Source organism: Klebsiella sp. EMBS2024 (assembly GCF_036233805.1).
In the GTDB taxonomy this organism is placed as follows: Bacteria; Pseudomonadota; Gammaproteobacteria; order Enterobacterales; family Enterobacteriaceae; genus Klebsiella; species Klebsiella pneumoniae.
This window is the reverse complement of record NZ_JAZARW010000001.1, coordinates 5,107,791-5,124,801: the sequence shown is the minus strand read 5'-3', so window position 1 is coordinate 5,124,801 and position 17,011 is coordinate 5,107,791. Positions and strand designations below refer to the sequence as shown.

The window sequence follows — 17,011 nt, the reverse complement described above, 5'->3', positions numbered from 1 at the left end:
GCCAGTTCCGACGCGGAGCCCTCTCGCCGTGCCCTTGATGCCCTGGTGGAAGCCAACGTTCGCGCCCAGTTCGCCCGTCTGCTGGAGAGTGAGCCGGTGCAAACGGTGCTCGCCAGCGGGCGGCCCCTCAGCCTGCACGGCTGCGTCTACGACCTGGCTTCCGGCCACTTAACCACCCTCGTCGAACACCTCTCACCGCAGGAGCACGCCCCATGAATACGTTTCGTCAGGACTCTCTCGCCGGCATCGTCGTCTTCCTTGTCGCCCTGCCGCTGTGCCTCGGCATCGCCCAGGCCAGCGGCTTACCGCCCTTCGTCGGCCTGCTGACCGGCATCATCGGCGGCCTGGTCGTCACCGCCCTCAGCCCCTCCCGCTTCGCCGTCAGCGGCCCCGCCGCCGGACTGGTCACCATCGTCGTCGCCGCCATTGAATCCCTGGGTTCCTTCTCCCTCTTCCTGATGGCGCTGGTGCTGGCCGGCGTGCTGCAGCTGCTGTTCGGGATCCTGCGCGCCGGGCGCTTTATCTCCCTCGTTCCCGCCAGCGTCATCAAAGGCATGCTGGCGGCGATCGGCATCCTGCTGATTATGCAGCAGATCCCCGTTGCGCTCGGCACGGCGGAAGAGACCGGACTTACCGAAGTGGTTCAGGGCAACGCCGCTTTCTCCGTCACTGCGATTGCCGTCGCCGCGGGCGGCCTGCTCGTGCTCTGGCTGTGGGGCTCGCCGCTTATCCGCCGGGTGAAGAGCCTGCGCTGGATCCCCGGGCCGCTGATCGCCGTCCTGCTCGGCTGCGTGACCACCCTGCTGCTGACCCATTTTGCGCCGCAGCAGCTGGCCGCTCTGCCGCGTATTACCCTGCCGGCGTTCGGCAGCCTCGGCGACCTGCTGGGCGAGCTGGAATCTCCGGCGTGGAACGCGTGGCGCAATCCGTCGGTGTGGGTGGTGGCGGTAACCCTGGCGCTGGTCGCCAGCCTCGAAACCCTGCTGAGCCAGGAGGCGCTGAAAAAGCTGCGCCCGCAAAATCCGCCGCCTTCGCCGAACCGCGAAATGGTCGCCCAGGGCGTCGGCAACCTGCTCTCCGGCGTGCTGGGGGCGATGCCGATCACCGCGGTGATCGTCCGCAGCTCGGTGAACGTCAGCAATGGCGCGCAAAGTAAACTGTCGATCTTTATCCACGGCGTGCTGCTGCTGATCTGCGGCCTGTGGTTTAGCGGTCTGCTAACCTTAATCCCGCTCGCCAGCCTCGCCGCCGTGCTGCTGTATACCGGCTATAAGCTGGCGACCCCGCGGCTGTTCATCGAGCAGTTCCGCCAGGGGGCGGCGCAGTACGTTCCGTTCCTCGCCACCATCGGCGGGATTATCGCCTTCGGCATGCTGGCGGGGATCGGGATTGGTCTTGCCACCCAGATGGCGTTCAGCCTCTGGCGCAGCCATCGCCACTCGCTGCAGCTGGCGCGCTACGATGACCACTACGTGCTGCGCATCCAGCAGAATCTGACCTTTATGCACAATCCGCATCTGCTGGCCCTGCTGGCGAAGATTCCGGAAAAGAGCGTGGTGATCGTCGAGCACGACAGCGTCGGCTATCTCGACCCGGACGTGCGGGCGGTGCTGGATGATTTTGCCGAGAACGCCCCGCAGCGCGGCATCCGCCTTAATCAGTGGCCGCTGGCCAGCCGCTGACCTTAACGGGCGGCTGGTCCGCCCGCTTCGCGACCCCTCCGATTGCCAAGCGCCGGGGAATACCATGCTCTACACTTTCTGGGTTATCACGCCAACCCCAAGGAAATGAACATGAGCATCATTAAAAGCTACGCCGCCAAAGAAGCGGGCGCCGATCTGTCGCTGTGGGAATACGATGCCGGCGAGCTGCAGCCGGAAGATGTCGAAGTTGAGGTGGAATACTGCGGGATCTGCCATTCGGACCTGTCGATGATCGACAACGAATGGGGGATGTCGAGCTACCCGCTGGTGGCCGGTCACGAGGTGATTGGCCGGGTGGCGGCGCTGGGCAGCGCGGCGCAGGATAAAGGGCTGAAGATTGGCCAGAAGGTCGGCATCGGCTGGACGGCGCGCAGCTGCGGCCATTGCGACGCCTGCATCAGCGGCAACCAGATCAACTGTCTGGAAGGCTCGGTGCCGACCATTCTCAACCGCGGCGGCTTCGCCAATAAGCTGCGCGCCGACTGGCAGTGGGTGATCCCCCTGCCGGAGAGCATCGATCTGGCGTCCGCCGGCCCGATGCTGTGCGGCGGCATCACCGTCTTTAAACCGCTGCTGACCCACCACGTCACCGCCACCAGCCGCGTCGGGGTGATCGGCATCGGCGGCCTCGGCCATATCGCCATTAAGCTGCTGCGGGCGATGGGCGCGGAAGTGACCGCCTTCAGTTCCAACCCGGCGAAAGAGCAGGAAGTGCTGGCGATGGGCGCCGATCGCGTGGTCAACAGCCGCGATCCGGAAGCCTTAAAAGCGCTGGCCGGTCAGTTCGACCTGATCATCAACACCGTGGCGGTGGACCTCGACTGGCAGCCGTACTTCGAAGCCCTGGCTTACGGCGGCAACTTCCACACCGTCGGCGCGGTGATGAAGCCGTTCCCGGTGCCGGCCTTTACCCTGATCGGCGGCGACCGCAGCATCTCCGGCTCGGCGACCGGTAATCCGTCCGAGTTGCGCACGCTGATGAAGTTTGCCGGGCGCAGCAAAGTGGCTCCGACCACCGAGCTGTTCCCGATGTCGCAGATTAACGAAGCGCTGAAGCATGTTCGCGAAGGCAAAGCCCGTTACCGCGCGGTGCTGAAAGCCGACTTCTGATGGTTCTCTCCCGCCGGGCGGCCCGCTCGCCCGGCGTTTTCCCCGTCGCTTCATCAAACCGTCATCTCCCCGCCATGCCTCTGTAGTCATTGCTTCCCACAATCCGGGCTTCGATAAATGGCTGAACGAGATGCGCGTCACCATGAGAAAGACCTGGCTTCCCTGGCTGATCCTGTCGCCTTCCCTGCTGTTTTTACTGCTGTTTACCTGGTTCCCGCTGGGGCGTTCGGTGTATGACAGCCTGTTTGATACCCGCATGGCCAGCGACGGCGCACAGTACGTCGGGCTGGATAACTTCACCCGCCTGTTTGCCGACGGCGTTTTCTGGCAGTCGCTGGTCAATAATCTGCTCTATATCCTGCTGACGGTGGTGCCCGGGGTGACCCTCGCCCTGCTGCTGGCGGTCGCCCTGAGCGAGAACCATCGCGTCAACCGCTGGCTGCGCACCGCCTTTTTCTTCCCGATGATTATCCCGATGGTCAGCGCCGCCGCGCTGTGGCTGTTTATCTTTATGCCCGGCCTCGGCCTGCTCGACCACTATCTGGCAAAGCTGTTCGGGCCGATGAACAACAACTGGCTGGGGCGCAGCAACAGCGCGCTGCTGGCCCTGGCGCTGATCGGCGTGTGGAAGTTCGCCGGCTACTACATGCTGTTTTTCCTCGCCGGGCTGCAGAGCATTCCGGCCTCGACGCGGGAAGCGGCGCTGATGGAGGGGGCTACCCGCACGCAGGTCTTTTTTAAGGTCACGCTACCGCTGCTGCGCCCGACCCTGAGCTTTGTGATCACCACCGCGCTGATCTACTCCATCACCCAGATCGACCACGTGGCGGTGATGACCCGCGGCGGGCCGGACAACGCCACCACCGTGCTGCTCTATTACATCCAGAATCTCGCCTGGGATACCCACGACCTCGGTAAAGCCTCCGCCGCCACCTTCCTGACCCTGGCCGGGCTGTTCGCCTTCTCGCTGATTAACCTGAAACTGCTGGAGAAAGGAGCCCACTATGAGCGCTGACATCTCGCCGCTGCTGGTCCGCACGCCCGCCGCCGCCCGTCCGCTGTGGCTGCGCCTGCGCCGCTCGTCGCCCTTTACGCTCACAGTATTAATGTGCTGCCTGGCGCTGCTATGGGTCAGCCCGTTTATCTGGATGCTGGCCACCTCGTTCAGCGCCACCACCTTCGGCGACGATATGGCGTCGCTGCTGCCGCGCCTGCCGCTGACCCTCGATAACTTCCGCGACGCCTGGAACAGCGCCGACTGGCTGAGCCTGTACGCCAACACCCTTATCTTCACCTTCGGCACCTTCTTCGTGCAGCTGTTGACCATCACCACCGCCGGGTACGTCTTCGCCTGCCACGAGTTTCGCGGCAAGCAGACGCTGTTTCTCCTGTTCCTGGTGCAGCTGATGATCATGCCGGTAGTGATGATGGTGCCGAACATGCTGACCCTGAAAACCTTCGGCCTGCTCAACACCCTCACCGGGGTGATGATGCCCTACTTCACCTCGGCGTTCGGCGTGTTCCTGATGCGTCAGGCGTTCCTCGCCATCCCGAAAGAGCTGGAGGAGGCGGCGCTGATGGAGGGCTGCCGCTGGTGGCAGGTGCTGTTCCGCGTGCTGCTGCCAATGTCCTGGCCGTCGGTGCTGGCCTTCGCCACCGTCAGCATTACCTACCACTGGAACGAGTACCTGTGGCCGCTGATGATGCTCAACGATCCCGATAAGCAGGTGCTGACCGTCGGGCTGGTCTCCTTCGCCATGGGCGCCGAATCCGGCGGCCAGTGGGGCACCATCGGCGCCGGGACGCTGATGGTCTGCCTGCCGCTGATGCTGGCGTTCATCCTTTTTCAGAAACAGTTCCTGCGGAGCTTCGGCTTCTCCGGGATCAAATAAGGAGTGATTCATGCTGTTAGCGCACATTTCCGATACCCATTTCCGCAGCCGCGGCGAGAAGCTGTACGGCTTTATCGACGTCAATGCCGCCAACGCCGACGTGGTCTCCCAGCTTAACGCGCTGCGCGAGCGCCCGGACGCGGTGGTGGTGAGCGGGGATATCGTCAACTGCGGCCGCCCGGAGGAGTATCAGGTGGCCCGCCAGATCCTCGGCAGCCTGAACTATCCGCTGTATCTGATCCCCGGCAACCACGACGACAAAGCCCATTTTCTGGAGCATCTTCACCCGCTGTGCCCGCAGCTGGGCAACGATCCGCAAAATATGCGCTATGCGGTGGATGACTTCGCCACCCGCCTGCTGTTTATCGATTCCAGTCGCGCCGGCACGTCAAAAGGCTGGCTGACCGACGAGACCATCGGCTGGCTGGAAGCGCAGCTGTTCGAGGGCGGCGACAAACCGGCGACCATCTTTATGCACCACCCGCCGCTGCCGCTGGGCAATGCGCAGATGGACCCTATCGCCTGCGAAAACGGCCACCGTCTGCTGGCGCTGGTGGAGCGTTTCCCGTCGCTGACGCGCATCTTCTGCGGCCATAACCACAGCCTGACCATGACCCAGTATCGCCAGGCGCTGATCTCCACCATTCCCGGCACCGTTCATCAGGTGCCGTACTGCCACGAAGACACCCGGCCCTATTACGACCTCTCTCCGGCCTCGTGCCTGATGCACCGTCAGGTCGGCGAGCAGTGGGTGAGCTACCAGCACTCGCTGGCCCACTACGCCGGGCCGTGGCTGTACGACGAAAACATCAGTTGCCCAACGGAAGAGCGCTAACCGCCATGCTCAGTCTGCAAAACATCAGTAAACGTTTCGACGGCAAACCGGCGCTCAGCGCCCTGTCGCTGGATATTCACGAAGGTGAATTCGTGGTGCTGGTCGGCCCGTCGGGCTGCGGGAAAAGCACCCTGCTACGCCTGCTCGCCGGGCTGGAACCGGTCAGCGAAGGCCAAATCTGGCTGCATGATGAGAACATCACCGCCNCCACGCCGCGCGAGCGCAACTTCGCGATGATCTTCCAGAACTATGCCCTGTTTCCGCATCTGTCGGTGCGCGACAACATCACCTTCGGCATGAAGGTGCGCAAGGAAGAGAAAAGCAGCTGGCAGCCGCGGGTGGATAAAGTGGCGCAGATGCTGCAGTTGGAGGCGCTGCTTGACCGCAAACCGGCGAAGCTCTCCGGCGGCCAGCGCCAGCGGGTGGCGATGGCCCGGGCGATTGTGCGCAATCCGCGGCTGTTCCTGATGGACGAGCCGCTCTCCAACCTCGACGCCCGCCTGCGCAGCGAAGTGCGCGACAGCATTATGGCGCTCCACCAGCAGCTGAAAACCAGCACCATCTATGTGACCCACGATCAGACCGAGGCGATGTCGATGGCCGACCGCATCGTGGTGATGAACGGCGGCCACGTGCAGCAGGTAGGACGGCCAGAATATCTGTATGCCAACCCGGCCAATCTGTTCGTGGCCGGATTTATCGGTTCGCCGGCGATGAACCTGCTATCGCTCCCCTGCGTTGACGGCAACGTTCAGCTTGGCGAACAACGCCATCCACTGCCGCCGCGCCACCGGGATCAGACCCGCGTCTGGCTGGGCGTTCGCCCGGAACATATTACCGACCGCGTGGAGGAGGGCCATCTGCGCCTGCCGGCCACCGTTCTGCAACGAGAACTGATGGGGGCCGATTACCTGCTCCACGTCAGCACCCCGATCGGCACCCTGCGCTTTAGCCGCCGCCACCGCGGCACGGTGCCGGAGAAAGGCGAGTCGCTACTGGTCGGCTTCTCATCTGCCGATGTGCATCTTTTTCATGCTGAGACCCAGCATAATTTGTTGATGGAGTGTAATCATGTTTAAACCTTTTACGCTAGTCGCGGTTGGCCTCAGCCTTGCCCTGAGCGGCGCGGCGCTGGCAAAAGAGAAAATAGACTTCATGTTCCCGGCGCCGGTGGACGGCAAGCTGACCATGGAGATGACCCGCGTCATTAAGCAATTCAACGACTCGCAGCAGGATGTCGAAGTGCGCGGCATCTTCACCGGCAACTACGACACCACCAAGATCAAAGCCGAATCGGCGCAGAAGGCCGGCCAGCCGCCGGCGCTGGTGATCATGTCCGCCAACTTCACCACCGATCTGGCGCTGAAGGATGAGATCCTGCCGATGGACGAGCTGTTTAAATATGGCGATCAAAAGGCTGGCGATTTTCTGCACAAGGAATTCTGGCCCGCGATGCATAAGAACGCCCAGGTGATGGGCACCACCTATGCGATCCCGTTCCATAACTCGACGCCGATCCTCTACTACAACAAGACGATGTTCGATCGGGCCGGGATCAAACAGCCGCCGCAGACCTGGGCCGAGCTGCTGGCCGATGCCAAAAAGCTGACCGACGAGAGCACAGGCCAGTGGGGGATCATGCTGCCGTCGACCAACGACGACTACGGCGGCTGGATCTTCTCGGCGCTGGTGCGCGCCAACGGCGGGAAATACTTTAACGAAGACTATCCGGGCGAGGTCTATTACAACTCGCCGACCGCCATCGGCGCCCTGCGCTTCTGGCAGGATCTGATCTACAAGGACAAGGTGATGCCATCCGGGGTGCTGAACTCGAAGCAGATCAGCGCCGCGTTCTTCTCCGGCAAGCTCGGGATGGCGATGCTCAGCACCGGCGCGCTGGGCTTTATGCGCGAGAACAGCAAAGACTTTGAGCTTGGGGTGGCGATGCTGCCGGCCAAAGAGCAGCGCGCGGTGCCGATCGGCGGCGCCAGCCTGGTGAGCTTTAAAGGCATCAACGACGCGCAGAAGAAAGCGGCGTATCAGTTCCTGACCTATCTGGTGAGCCCCGAGGTGAACGGCGCGTGGAGCCGCTTCACCGGCTACTTCTCGCCGCGCAAGGCGTCATACGATACGCCGGAGATGAAGGCCTATCTGCAGCAGGATCCGCGGGCGGCGATCGCCCTTGAGCAACTGAAGTACGCCCATCCATGGTACTCCACCTGGGAGACCGTGGCGGTGCGTAAGGCGATGGAGAACCAGCTGGCGGCGGTGGTCAATGATGCCAAAGTGACGCCGGAAGCGGCGGTGCAGGCGGCGCAGAAGGAAGCCGACGCGCTGATGAAACCGTATGTGGATAAGACCGCGCTGGCGGAAGTGAAGTGACGCTTTACCCGTCATCGTCATCCTCACCCCGGCCCTCTCCCTGAGGGAGAGGGAACTGTCCGGCGCTGTGGTTAAGCCCTGAGTCCGGTTGTGAAAGGAAAAAAGCAGGCCATACCCGGTATGGCCTGAAAATGTCACAACGATTAGATCCCTGCCGTTTCGCGAATATATTTGCGCGCTTTGACGGCGTATTCGAAAGGATTGGCCAGAGCAGGATCCTGCTCGGCTTCCACTACCATCCAGCCTTTATAGCCAAAGTCGTCCAGCAGCTTGAACACCGGACGGAAATCGATCACCCCGTCGCCCGGGACGGTGAAGGTGCCTTTTTTCACGCCGTCGAGGAACGACAGGCCGTCACGGCGCACCTGGTCGATCACCGGCGGGCGGACGTCCTTCAGATGGACGTGGTTGATGCGCGGCAGATACTTTTTGAGGATCGCCAGCATCGGCGCTTCGCCGCCTTCGGAATACCAGGCGTGGCCGGTGTCGAACAGCAGGAAGACGCGCTCGTCCACCAGCGACATAAATTTGTCGATTTCCGCGGTGGTCTGAATGCCGGTGCCCATGTGGTGGTGCAGACAGACCTGCATCCCCTTCTCCGCCGCCAGGCGGCCGAGGGTGTTATAGCCTTCCGTCACCCGCTGCCACTCTTCGTCGCTGAAGCACGGCTTCGCATCNCCGAGGATCGGTTTATCCAGCCCCTGGATGCTGCCGCTCTGCTCGGAGCAGCCAATCACTTTCGCCCCCATCGCATGAAGGAAGTTCATGTGATTGACGAATTCATCAATGGTTTTTTCCCGCTGGCCGTTGGCGAAAAAGGTACTGAACCAGGCGTTGCAGATCTGAATGCCGCGGATGTCCAGCATCGGCTTGAGGACCGCCGGGTCGCGCGGATATTTGCTGCCGACTTCGCTGCCGGTAAAGCCGGCCAGCGCCATTTCGCTGACGATCTGCTGGAAAGTGTTTTCGCTGCCGAGCTCCGGCATATCATCGTTAGTCCAGCCGATCGGGGCGATAGCCAGTTTGACGTTATCTTTGTTCATAGTAGGGCTCCTGCCGCTGCGCCTTACTGGCGCAGCAATTCACGTTCAATAAGTTCACGGGTTTCCACTGCCTGGTATTTCATTTTTTCCGGGTAGCCAAACAGCGAGGTGGCGACAATCGGCTCCCCGCCGACCTTGAAGGTCTGCTCGGCGAATTTCATTTCGCGCAGGGTGCGGAATAGCGCGTCGAAATCCACATCCCCTTCCCCGACGCCTACGTGCTGGTGCACCACGGCATCCACGCCCGGCGGGTTAACGATATAGCGGCAATGTTTCGTATGGTTGCGGGTGTCCGCAATCAGGACATGGGAGAGATCGCTCCCGGCATAGCGCAGCATGCTCGCCACGTCGCCGACGCCTTTGTCGTAGAAAAAGGTGTGCGGCACGCTGTAGACGTACTTCACGTTATCGCTGCGGAACGACTTCACGATATCGACGGTTTCATTGTTCTCTTCGCAGAAATCCCAGGGATGCGCCTGGATCTCCACGCGGATGCCTTCCCGCTCAAAAATCGGCAACAGCTCTTCCATTGAGCGATAGAACATTTCATCGCAGATCTCAGGCTGATTCGGATCGCCGGAGAACTCGGTGTTGATCACCTGAACGTCCATCTCCACCGCGATTTCCACCAGCCGTTTCCAGTTTTTCACCGCCGCCTGACGGCGCAGTTCGTCCGGGCCGGACCAGCGGTAGACGCAGATAAACGACGACAGCTCAAGGCCGGTATCGCGCAGCGCCTGCTTGTACTCCGCCATGATCTCCCGGCTGGCGCGCGGGTGCTTGTAGAACGGGTTAATCTGCGGGTGCGGCGACTGTTCAATGTACTTGTAGCCCCACTCCGCTACCTGATGGACCATGCGGGTGATCCCGAGGTCCTTAATGACATCCACATCAAAAGCAATTTTCATCGTCGTTACCTGTGCAAAGAAGTTCCGTCAGCAAAACGCGCTTAACGTTTGTAGAATGCCGGGCACTCAGGCAGCGTCACTTCAACCGGCTCGCTGGTTCCCTGCGCTTTAATGCAGGCATCCGCCGCCACCGACGCCGCGTAGCCGTCCCAGGCCGACGGGCCGTGCAGCTGGCCGGCTTTGACGTCGTTGATAAAGGCCTGCAGCTCGACGTCGTAGGCTTTGATAAAGCGGTCTTTCCAGTCGGTCAGAATGGCGGTCGACAGGCTGGCGGACTTGCGCATCTGGACGGCAGACGGCTCCGGCAGACGGGCAATTCCGGTCTCGCCGACCACTTCGCACTGGATGTCATACCCGTACTGGCAGTTCACGAACACCTCGACGTCGATCAGNGTGCCTTTTTTGGTTTCAAAGGAGACGATCTGCGGATCTTTCAGGCGCGCATGGGTGTGCGAGGTGGAGCGCGGGAAGCGCACCTGCACGGAACGGTAGTCATCGTTCAGCAGCCAGCGCAGCACGTCCAGCTCGTGGATCAGGGTGTTGGTAATCGCCATATCGGTGGTGTAGTTCTCGCCGACCGACTGGTTGCGGTGGGCGCAGCGCAGCATCAGCGGTGCGCCGATATCGCCATCGTCGATCACTTTTTTCAGCGCCAGATAGCCTTCGTCGTACGGGCGCATAAAGCCAACCTGCACCAGACGGCGGCCGGCCTTCATTTCGGCATCGACGATGCGGCGGCAGCCTTCCGCGGTCATCGCCAGCGGTTTTTCGCAGAACACCGGCTTACCGGCGGCGATGGCGGCCAGGGTGTATTCTTCGTGGGTCGGGTCCCAGGAGGTGACCAGGATGGCATCGACATCGCTGGCGTTAATCACGTCGTGGCCGTCGGCGTAGACTTCCGCCTGCACGCCCGGCAGCGCGACCGCCGCGCGGGCGTTGTCGGCATTGATATCAGACACCGCCACAACGGTGGCCCCCTGCAGAACCTGGGTGCAGCGACGGATGTGTTCTTTACCGATAGCGCCAGCGCCGATGACACCTAATTTGAGCGACATAATGGTTTTCTCCGTAAGTCTGTAGGATTCAGAGTGGATGTTCGTTTTAGTAATCACGCGCCTGGGCGCGCTTTTCATTAATCATTTGCGCCACCTTGCGGATCCGCTCAGAGAGCGCCGTCTGGGCGACCCCAACGTTCCACCAGCTGCCGTATTTGTGCACCATGGTCTTCGGTAGCACTTTAATATCAATCAGGGTGCTGACCGTTTCGCGACGGGCGGCGTCCAGCGCATGGCGCAGTTCGTCCAGGGTAGTGACGCGCCAGGTTTTGCAGCCGTAGCCGGCGGCGATGGTGGCGAAGTCCACCGGCACCAGGCCGCCCTGCAGCTGGCCGGTTTCCGGCTGACGGTAGCGGAACTCGGTGCCGAAGCTGTCCATCCCGTGCTCCATCTGCAGGTTGTTGATGCAGCCGTTGGCCATGTTGTCGAACAGCACGACGTTGATCTTCGCCCGCTCCTGCAGGGAGGTGACCAGCTCAGAGTGCAGCATCATGAACGAGCCATCGCCGACCAGGGAGTAGACTTCGCTCTGCGGCTGCGCCAGCTTCACGCCCAGCGCGGCGTTGACTTCGTATCCCATGCAGGAGTAGCCGTACTCCACGTGGTAGGTGTTTTCCGCGCGGTTGCGCCAGACGCGCTGCAGATCGCCTGGCAGGCTGCCCGCCGCCGCGACGATCACCGCCTCGGCCGGCAGCGTTTCATTCAGTACCCCAAGAACGCTGCTCTGGGTCAGGGTGGAGTCGGTGATCTGGCGGAACTCGCGATACACCGATTCGCGATCGAGATGATCGTCGATCTCCGGCACAAAGGATTTCTCCTGCCACACCGCCTGGTAGACGCGCTGGGTCTCTTTTAACTGACGGCTCTGCACGCTCTCGATCTGCGCGCCCCAGCCGGCCTGCCAGCCGCTGTCCGCCAGCGCCGCGTCGAGAGCGGTCATCGCTTCCCGGGCGTCCGCCAGCATGGCAATGCCGTCCAGCTTCCAGGCGTCGAAGTTGCTGACGTTAATATTCAGGAAACGCACCTCCGGGTGCTGGAAAATCCATTTCGAGGCGGTGGTAAAATCGCTGAAGCGGGTGCCGACGCCGATCACCAGGTCGGCCTCTTTCGCCAGCAGGTTCGCCGCCAGGCAGCCCGTCTCGCCGACGCCGCCGACGTTCAGGGGGTGAGAAGAGACCACCGTCCCCTTCCCGGCCTGGGTTTCGGCGAAAGGCACCCCGTAGCGCTCGGCGAAACGGGACAGCGCTTCGCCCGCGCCGGAGTATTTCACCCCGCCGCCGCAGACGATCAGCGGTTTACGGCTGCCTTTGATGGCCGCCACGGCGTCCGCCAGCTGCGCGGCGCTGGCCGGGCGGCGGTCGAGACGGTGCACGCGGTGCGCAAAGAAGGATTCCGGGTAATCCCAGGCTTCGCCCTGCACGTCCTGCGGCAGGCACAGCGTTACCGCGCCGGTTTCCGCTGGGTCGGTCAGGACGCGCATGGCGTTGATGCAGGCGCTCATCAGCTGTTCCGGCCGGGTAATACGGTCCCAGTATTTGCTGACTGCGCGGAAAGCGTCATTGGTGCTGATGCTGAGATCGTAGCTCTGTTCAATCTGCTGGAGCACCGGATCCGGCTGGCGGGTGGCGAAGACATCGCCCGGCAGCAGCAGCAGTGGGATGCGGTTGGCGCTGGCGGTGCCGGCGGCGGTGATCATGTTGGCCGCTCCCGGACCGATGGAGGAGGTGCAGGCGATAATCTGCCGGCGCAGGGCCTGGCGGGCAAAACCGGTGGCCGCGTGGGCCATCCCCTGCTCGTTGCGCCCCTGATAGACGCGCATATCGCCGCTGTCCTGCTCCAGCGCCTGCCCCAGCCCCAGGACGTTGCCATGGCCGAAAATCGCGAAAATGCCTTTCACGAACTTCAGCTCTACGCCATCCACTTCCAGGTACTGGTTATCGAGGAACTTCACCAGCGCCTGCGCCGTTGTCAGTCTCAGTTTGCCCATGATGCACAATCCTTATTGTTCAGTATTTGTGTGTGGCGTCGCGCCGATGCCGCCGGGGCCGTCGTTCACGTCACTGGAATACCTGTGGATTATAGGCAAACATTTTTTTCATTAAATACAAATACAGAAGAAATATTTCATTTTGCGAGAAGGATCAAACTCTCTACCCATTTCATACGTTTCACTTACATTCCAGACACGTTTTCGGGCCCTTTTTTGCCGCACCAGACGGCAATATCCCCTTAAAAATCATAGGTAAATGGATGCCATTTGGCGTTTCATTTTCCCCCGGGTCGACAGAGGGGGCGATCCGCGCTCGCGCGAGGCTCAGTGCGGCAGAGTGGTAGATCCCTCACACTTTTGGTTTTTTAATTTCGAACGAGTTTGCAAATGAAATATTTATTTCTCAAACTAAGGGTAACCAATAACCCTCAGGCTGTTCACGGAGTCGACGTCGGGATCCCGACCCTTCCAGGCAGCAGACACCAAAAAGGAAATCCTAGCTATGAATGCAGCAGTAAAGCGGCTCGACGTCATCTGTATAGGTCGGGTGGCCGTCGACCTCTATGCCCAGCAGATTGGTTCGCGGCTAGAAGACGTTGCCAGTTTCGCGAAATATCTGGGCGGCTCCTCCGGCAACGTGGCCTTTGGCACCGCGATTCAGGGGCTGAAATCGGCCATGCTGGCGCGCGTTGGCGATGAACACAACGGCCGTTTCCTGCGCGAAACGCTCAACCGCGCCGGGGTGGATACCGAGTATCTGATTACCGACAAATCTCGCCTGACCGCGCTGGTGATGCTGGGGATTAAGGATCAGGAGACCTTCCCCCTGATTTTCTACCGCGATAACTGCGCCGATATGGCCTTAACGCCTGACGACATTAGCGAGGAGTATATTGCCTCCTCCCGGGCGCTGGCGGTGACTGGCACCCACCTGTCGCACGCCAACACCCGCGCCGCGGTGCTGAAGGCGCTGGAGTACGCCCGCCGTCACGGCCTGCGCACCGCGCTGGATATCGATTACCGTCCGGTGCTGTGGGGGCTCACCTCGCTCGGCGATGGCGAAACCCGTTTCATTGAGTCCGGACCGGTCACCAGCCAGCTGCAGGAAGTGCTGCATCTGTTCGATTTGGTGGTGGGAACCGAAGAAGAGTTTCATATTGCCGGGGGCAGCACCGATACCCTGACCGCGCTGAAAAATGTGCGCAATGCCACCAAAGCCACCCTCGTCTGCAAGCGCGGGCCGATGGGCTGCGTGGTGCTGGAAGGCGACATCCCGGACAGCTGGGACCAGGTGCCGCTGCAGCAGGGCGTGCGCGTGGAGGTTCTCAACGTGCTGGGCGCCGGAGATGCCTTTATGTCGGGTCTGCTGCGCGGCTGGCTCAACGACGAAGGCTGGGAGCAGGCTTGCCGTTATGCCAACGCCTGCGGGGCGCTGGTAGTCTCCCGCCACGGCTGCGCGCCGGCGATGCCGACCAAAGTCGAACTTGATGACTACCTGCAGCGCGCCGAATCGGTGCCGCGCCCGGACGTCGACGAGCGCCTCAACCACCTGCACCGGGTCACCGGCCGCCGTCAGCAGTGGCCGGAGCTGTGCATTTTCGCCTTTGACCATCGCAAACAGCTGGCCGATCTGGCGCGGGAGACCGGGCGCGACGAAGCCTGCATTCCGCAGCTCAAGCTGCTGTTGTTGGCCGCGGCCGAAGCGGCGGCGCAGGAGGCCGGTCTCGATCAGCGCAGCGGCATTCTGGCCGACGGCACCTACGGCCAGCGTGCGCTCAACGCCATTACCGGCAAGGGCTGGTGGATCGGCCGCCCTATCGAACTGCCCAGCTCGCGACCGCTGCGTCTGGAGCATGGCAACATCGGCTCGCAGCTGATCGACTGGCCGCTGGAGCATGTCGTCAAATGCCTGGTCTTCTATCACCCGGACGACCCGGCGGCGCTGCGTGCAGAGCAGGACGCCCTGCTGCTCGAGGTCTGGCAGGCCTGTAACAAGTCAGGCCATGAACTGCTGCTGGAGGTGATCCTGCCGGAAAATGGCCCGGACAAAGACGAGCGCCATTACCACACTATGCTGGAACACTTTTATCAGCTGGGGATCAAACCGGACTGGTGGAAGCTGCCGCCGCTCTCCAGCGCCAGCTGGCAGCAGATCACCGCGCTTATCGAGCGTGAAGATCCGTGGAGCCGCGGGATCCTGATCCTCGGGCTTGACGCGCCTTCCGACAAACTGCGCGCCGGTTTCGCCGAGGCGGCCGCACACCCGATGATCAAAGGTTTCGCCGTCGGGCGCACCATCTTTGGCCAGCCGTCGCGGCGCTGGATGCAGGGTGAGCTCAGCGATGAGGCCCTGATAGAGGAAGTGAAACGCAACTACCTGACGCTCATTGGCTACTGGCGCGAAGCCCGCCGCTGATCCCCCGACGCCCGTCTCCGTCACCTTGCGGAGCGGGCGTTTTTCTGTTTCTTCGTGAAATGAATCGCGTATTTCGTCGCAATAAATGAAAAATTCGCTTCATTTGGTACACTGGAAGCCATATTCCTTCCATTTTCTCAGAGCGCACTCTATGGCCAATAACCCAACACAGCTGACCATCCTGCAGGATGAAATCAGGCGTCGCTACGATACATTAAGCAAACGCCTGAAACAGGTCGCCCGCTATATCCTTGATAACAGCAATAGCGTGGCTTTCGATACCGTGGCCTCCATTGCGCAACAGGCGGATGTTCCCCCTTCCACGTTGATTCGTTTTGCCAACGCCTTCGGCTTCAGCGGCTTTAACGAAATGAAACAGATGTTCAAGCAACATTTGATGGAAGAGACCGCCAACTATACCGAGCGCGCCCGTCTTTTCCGCCAGACCACCAGCGATGAGTCCAGCCCGCCGGAAACGCCGACGGAAATCCTCAATATGTTCACGATGGTGAACAACCAGGCGTTGCAGCAGCTGGCGATGCAGACCTCCAGCGATGATCTGGAGCGCGCGGTGGCCCTGCTGGGCGAGGCGGAAAATATTTACGTCATTGGTCTGCGCCGGTCGTTCAGCGTCGCCTCCTATCTGACCTATGCGCTGCGTCACCTCGATCGTAAAGCCTTTCTGATCGACGGCCTCGGCGGCATGTTCACCGAGCAGCTGAGTCTGGTCGGCCCGAAAGATGTGGTGGTGGCGGTGAGCTTCTCGCCGTACGCCCGGGAAGTGGTCGAGCTGGTGGAGCTGGGCGCGCAGCGCAAAGCGCGGCAGATCGCCATTACCGACAGCCAGGTCAGCCCGCTGGCGGCCTTCAGCGATGTCTGCTTTGTGGTGCGTGAAGCGCAGGTGGATGGCTTCCGTTCGCAGGTTGCTTCCCTGTGTCTGGCCCAGACGCTGGCGGTTTCGCTGGCGCTGAACAGCAGCCAGGAGTCCGAGGCCAAGCAGAAGGCGTGAGATAGGCTGCCTGGCGTTTGTTACTCGGCGGCGCAGTATAGGCTTACGGGAGGATGCCGTAGGCCGGATAAGCGNAGCGCCATCCGGCACAAAGNCGNGNATGGCNCCGGTGNTGTCCTCCCCGGCGGCGCTGCGCTTGCCGGGCCTGGGGTATATGGGCCTGCGGGGTGCCGGAGATAATGTTATTGGTATGCAACTCTATTAATCCGGGTAAAGCGTTTGTCGCATGTGATTTCAGCGCACATTGCGCTCCCGGTTAATCGTCTGCGTTATGCCTGGCATGGCGCAGGGAGCGCACAGNCCGCCGCCCCCTGTACCCCCGGGCTCCGGCCAGCAAAATCGCCGCTACGCGGTCCCTTCGACTTATCCCNGCAGGCTTCGGNTCGGGCCGAGGCAGCNTCCGTGCAAAACACGGCCCTCAGCCCGCATCCATGCGGGCTGCCCCGGCCTTCCGGGAACGTCTCAGCGATTTTGAGGCCGCANCACCGGCAGTTTCAGCAACAATGGTGAATAAATTAACGGCAGGTCGCACGAACCGTATGCCGGGCAAGGCGTGAGCCGCCGCCCGGCATAAAAGCAGCACCGTGCCTGTGGTCATCGCCCGGCGGCGCTGCGCTTGCCGGGCCTGGGGTATAGGAGCTTACGGGAGGATGCCGTAGGCCGGATAA

The 17,011-nt window shown here is 61.7% G+C and carries 14 protein-coding genes (1 of these 14 running past the window's edge); 10 read left to right on the top strand and 4 right to left on the bottom strand.

Features of this window, described 5'->3' with window-relative positions:
* The 8 genes from VZP09_RS23550 to VZP09_RS23515 all read left to right on the top strand — a co-directional run.
* A protein-coding gene (locus tag VZP09_RS23550; RefSeq protein WP_328795435.1) for a carbonic anhydrase crosses the window boundary here: on the top strand, window positions 1–216 show its 3' end. 465 nt of this gene lie to the left of the window's left edge; 216 of the gene's 681 nt are visible here — the last part of the coding sequence; its start codon lies beyond the left edge, outside the window; it ends in the stop codon at window positions 214–216.
* Window positions 213–1,682: a SulP family inorganic anion transporter gene (locus VZP09_RS23545; RefSeq protein ID WP_019724875.1), complete on the top strand. Its 1,470-nt coding sequence runs from the start codon at window positions 213–215 to the stop codon at window positions 1,680–1,682. Before VZP09_RS23550 ends, VZP09_RS23545 begins: the two co-directional genes overlap by 4 nt.
* A 111-nt stretch (window positions 1,683–1,793) precedes the next feature.
* Window positions 1,794–2,813, top strand: a complete 1,020-nt coding sequence (ahr, locus tag VZP09_RS23540) for an NADPH-dependent aldehyde reductase Ahr (RefSeq protein ID WP_004178400.1) — start codon at window positions 1,794–1,796, stop codon at window positions 2,811–2,813.
* 130 nt (window positions 2,814–2,943) lie between these two features.
* Window positions 2,944–3,828, top strand: a complete 885-nt coding sequence (locus VZP09_RS23535; RefSeq protein ID WP_181403161.1) for a carbohydrate ABC transporter permease — start codon at window positions 2,944–2,946, stop codon at window positions 3,826–3,828.
* A complete protein-coding gene (locus VZP09_RS23530; RefSeq protein WP_019724873.1) occupies window positions 3,818–4,705 on the top strand; it encodes a carbohydrate ABC transporter permease in 888 nt (295 codons plus the stop codon). The genes VZP09_RS23535 and VZP09_RS23530 overlap by 11 nt, the downstream gene beginning before the upstream one ends.
* 10 nt (window positions 4,706–4,715) lie before the next feature.
* A complete protein-coding gene (locus VZP09_RS23525; RefSeq protein ID WP_004192335.1) occupies window positions 4,716–5,540 on the top strand; it encodes a phosphodiesterase in 825 nt (274 codons plus the stop codon).
* Window positions 5,541–5,545: 5 nt separating this feature from the next.
* Window positions 5,546–6,619, top strand: a complete 1,074-nt coding sequence (locus VZP09_RS23520; protein ID WP_328795434.1) for an ABC transporter ATP-binding protein — start codon at window positions 5,546–5,548, stop codon at window positions 6,617–6,619.
* Window positions 6,612–7,922 (top strand): ABC transporter substrate-binding protein, encoded by a 1,311-nt coding sequence (locus VZP09_RS23515; RefSeq protein ID WP_004186743.1) that lies wholly within the window; start codon window positions 6,612–6,614, stop codon window positions 7,920–7,922. Before VZP09_RS23520 ends, VZP09_RS23515 begins: the two co-directional genes overlap by 8 nt.
* A 143-nt stretch (window positions 7,923–8,065) precedes the next feature.
* On the opposite strand, the gene iolE is transcribed toward VZP09_RS23515, so the two are convergent.
* The 4 genes from iolE to iolD all read right to left on the bottom strand — a co-directional run bounded on the left by iolE (window position 8,066) and on the right by iolD (window position 12,915).
* Window positions 8,066–8,965 carry a myo-inosose-2 dehydratase gene (iolE, locus tag VZP09_RS23510; protein ID WP_021314295.1) on the bottom strand — a complete coding sequence of 300 codons (900 nt, stop codon included), beginning with the start codon at window positions 8,963–8,965 and terminating at the stop codon, window positions 8,066–8,068.
* A 23-nt stretch (window positions 8,966–8,988) separates the two neighbouring features.
* Complete coding sequence (locus tag VZP09_RS23505; protein WP_021314296.1) at window positions 8,989–9,873, bottom strand: sugar phosphate isomerase/epimerase family protein; 885 nt, start codon at window positions 9,871–9,873, stop codon at window positions 8,989–8,991.
* A 41-nt stretch (window positions 9,874–9,914) separates the two neighbouring features.
* Window positions 9,915–10,928, bottom strand: a complete 1,014-nt coding sequence (locus VZP09_RS23500) for a Gfo/Idh/MocA family protein (RefSeq protein ID WP_004186740.1) — start codon at window positions 10,926–10,928, stop codon at window positions 9,915–9,917.
* Between the two features lie 46 nt (window positions 10,929–10,974).
* Window positions 10,975–12,915, bottom strand: coding sequence for a 3D-(3,5/4)-trihydroxycyclohexane-1,2-dione acylhydrolase (decyclizing) (iolD, locus tag VZP09_RS23495; protein ID WP_040089724.1), 1,941 nt, complete (start codon window positions 12,913–12,915; stop codon window positions 10,975–10,977).
* Window positions 12,916–13,420: 505 nt separating this feature from the next.
* On the opposite strand from iolD, the gene VZP09_RS23490 reads away from it, so the two are divergent.
* Entirely contained in the window at window positions 13,421–15,334 is a 1,914-nt protein-coding gene (locus VZP09_RS23490; RefSeq protein ID WP_015959319.1) for a bifunctional 5-dehydro-2-deoxygluconokinase/5-dehydro-2-deoxyphosphogluconate aldolase, read from the top strand.
* Window positions 15,335–15,485: 151 nt separating this feature from the next.
* Window positions 15,486–16,343, top strand: a complete 858-nt coding sequence (locus tag VZP09_RS23485; protein ID WP_004152190.1) for a MurR/RpiR family transcriptional regulator — start codon at window positions 15,486–15,488, stop codon at window positions 16,341–16,343.
* The last annotated feature ends 668 nt before the right edge of the window (window positions 16,344–17,011 follow it).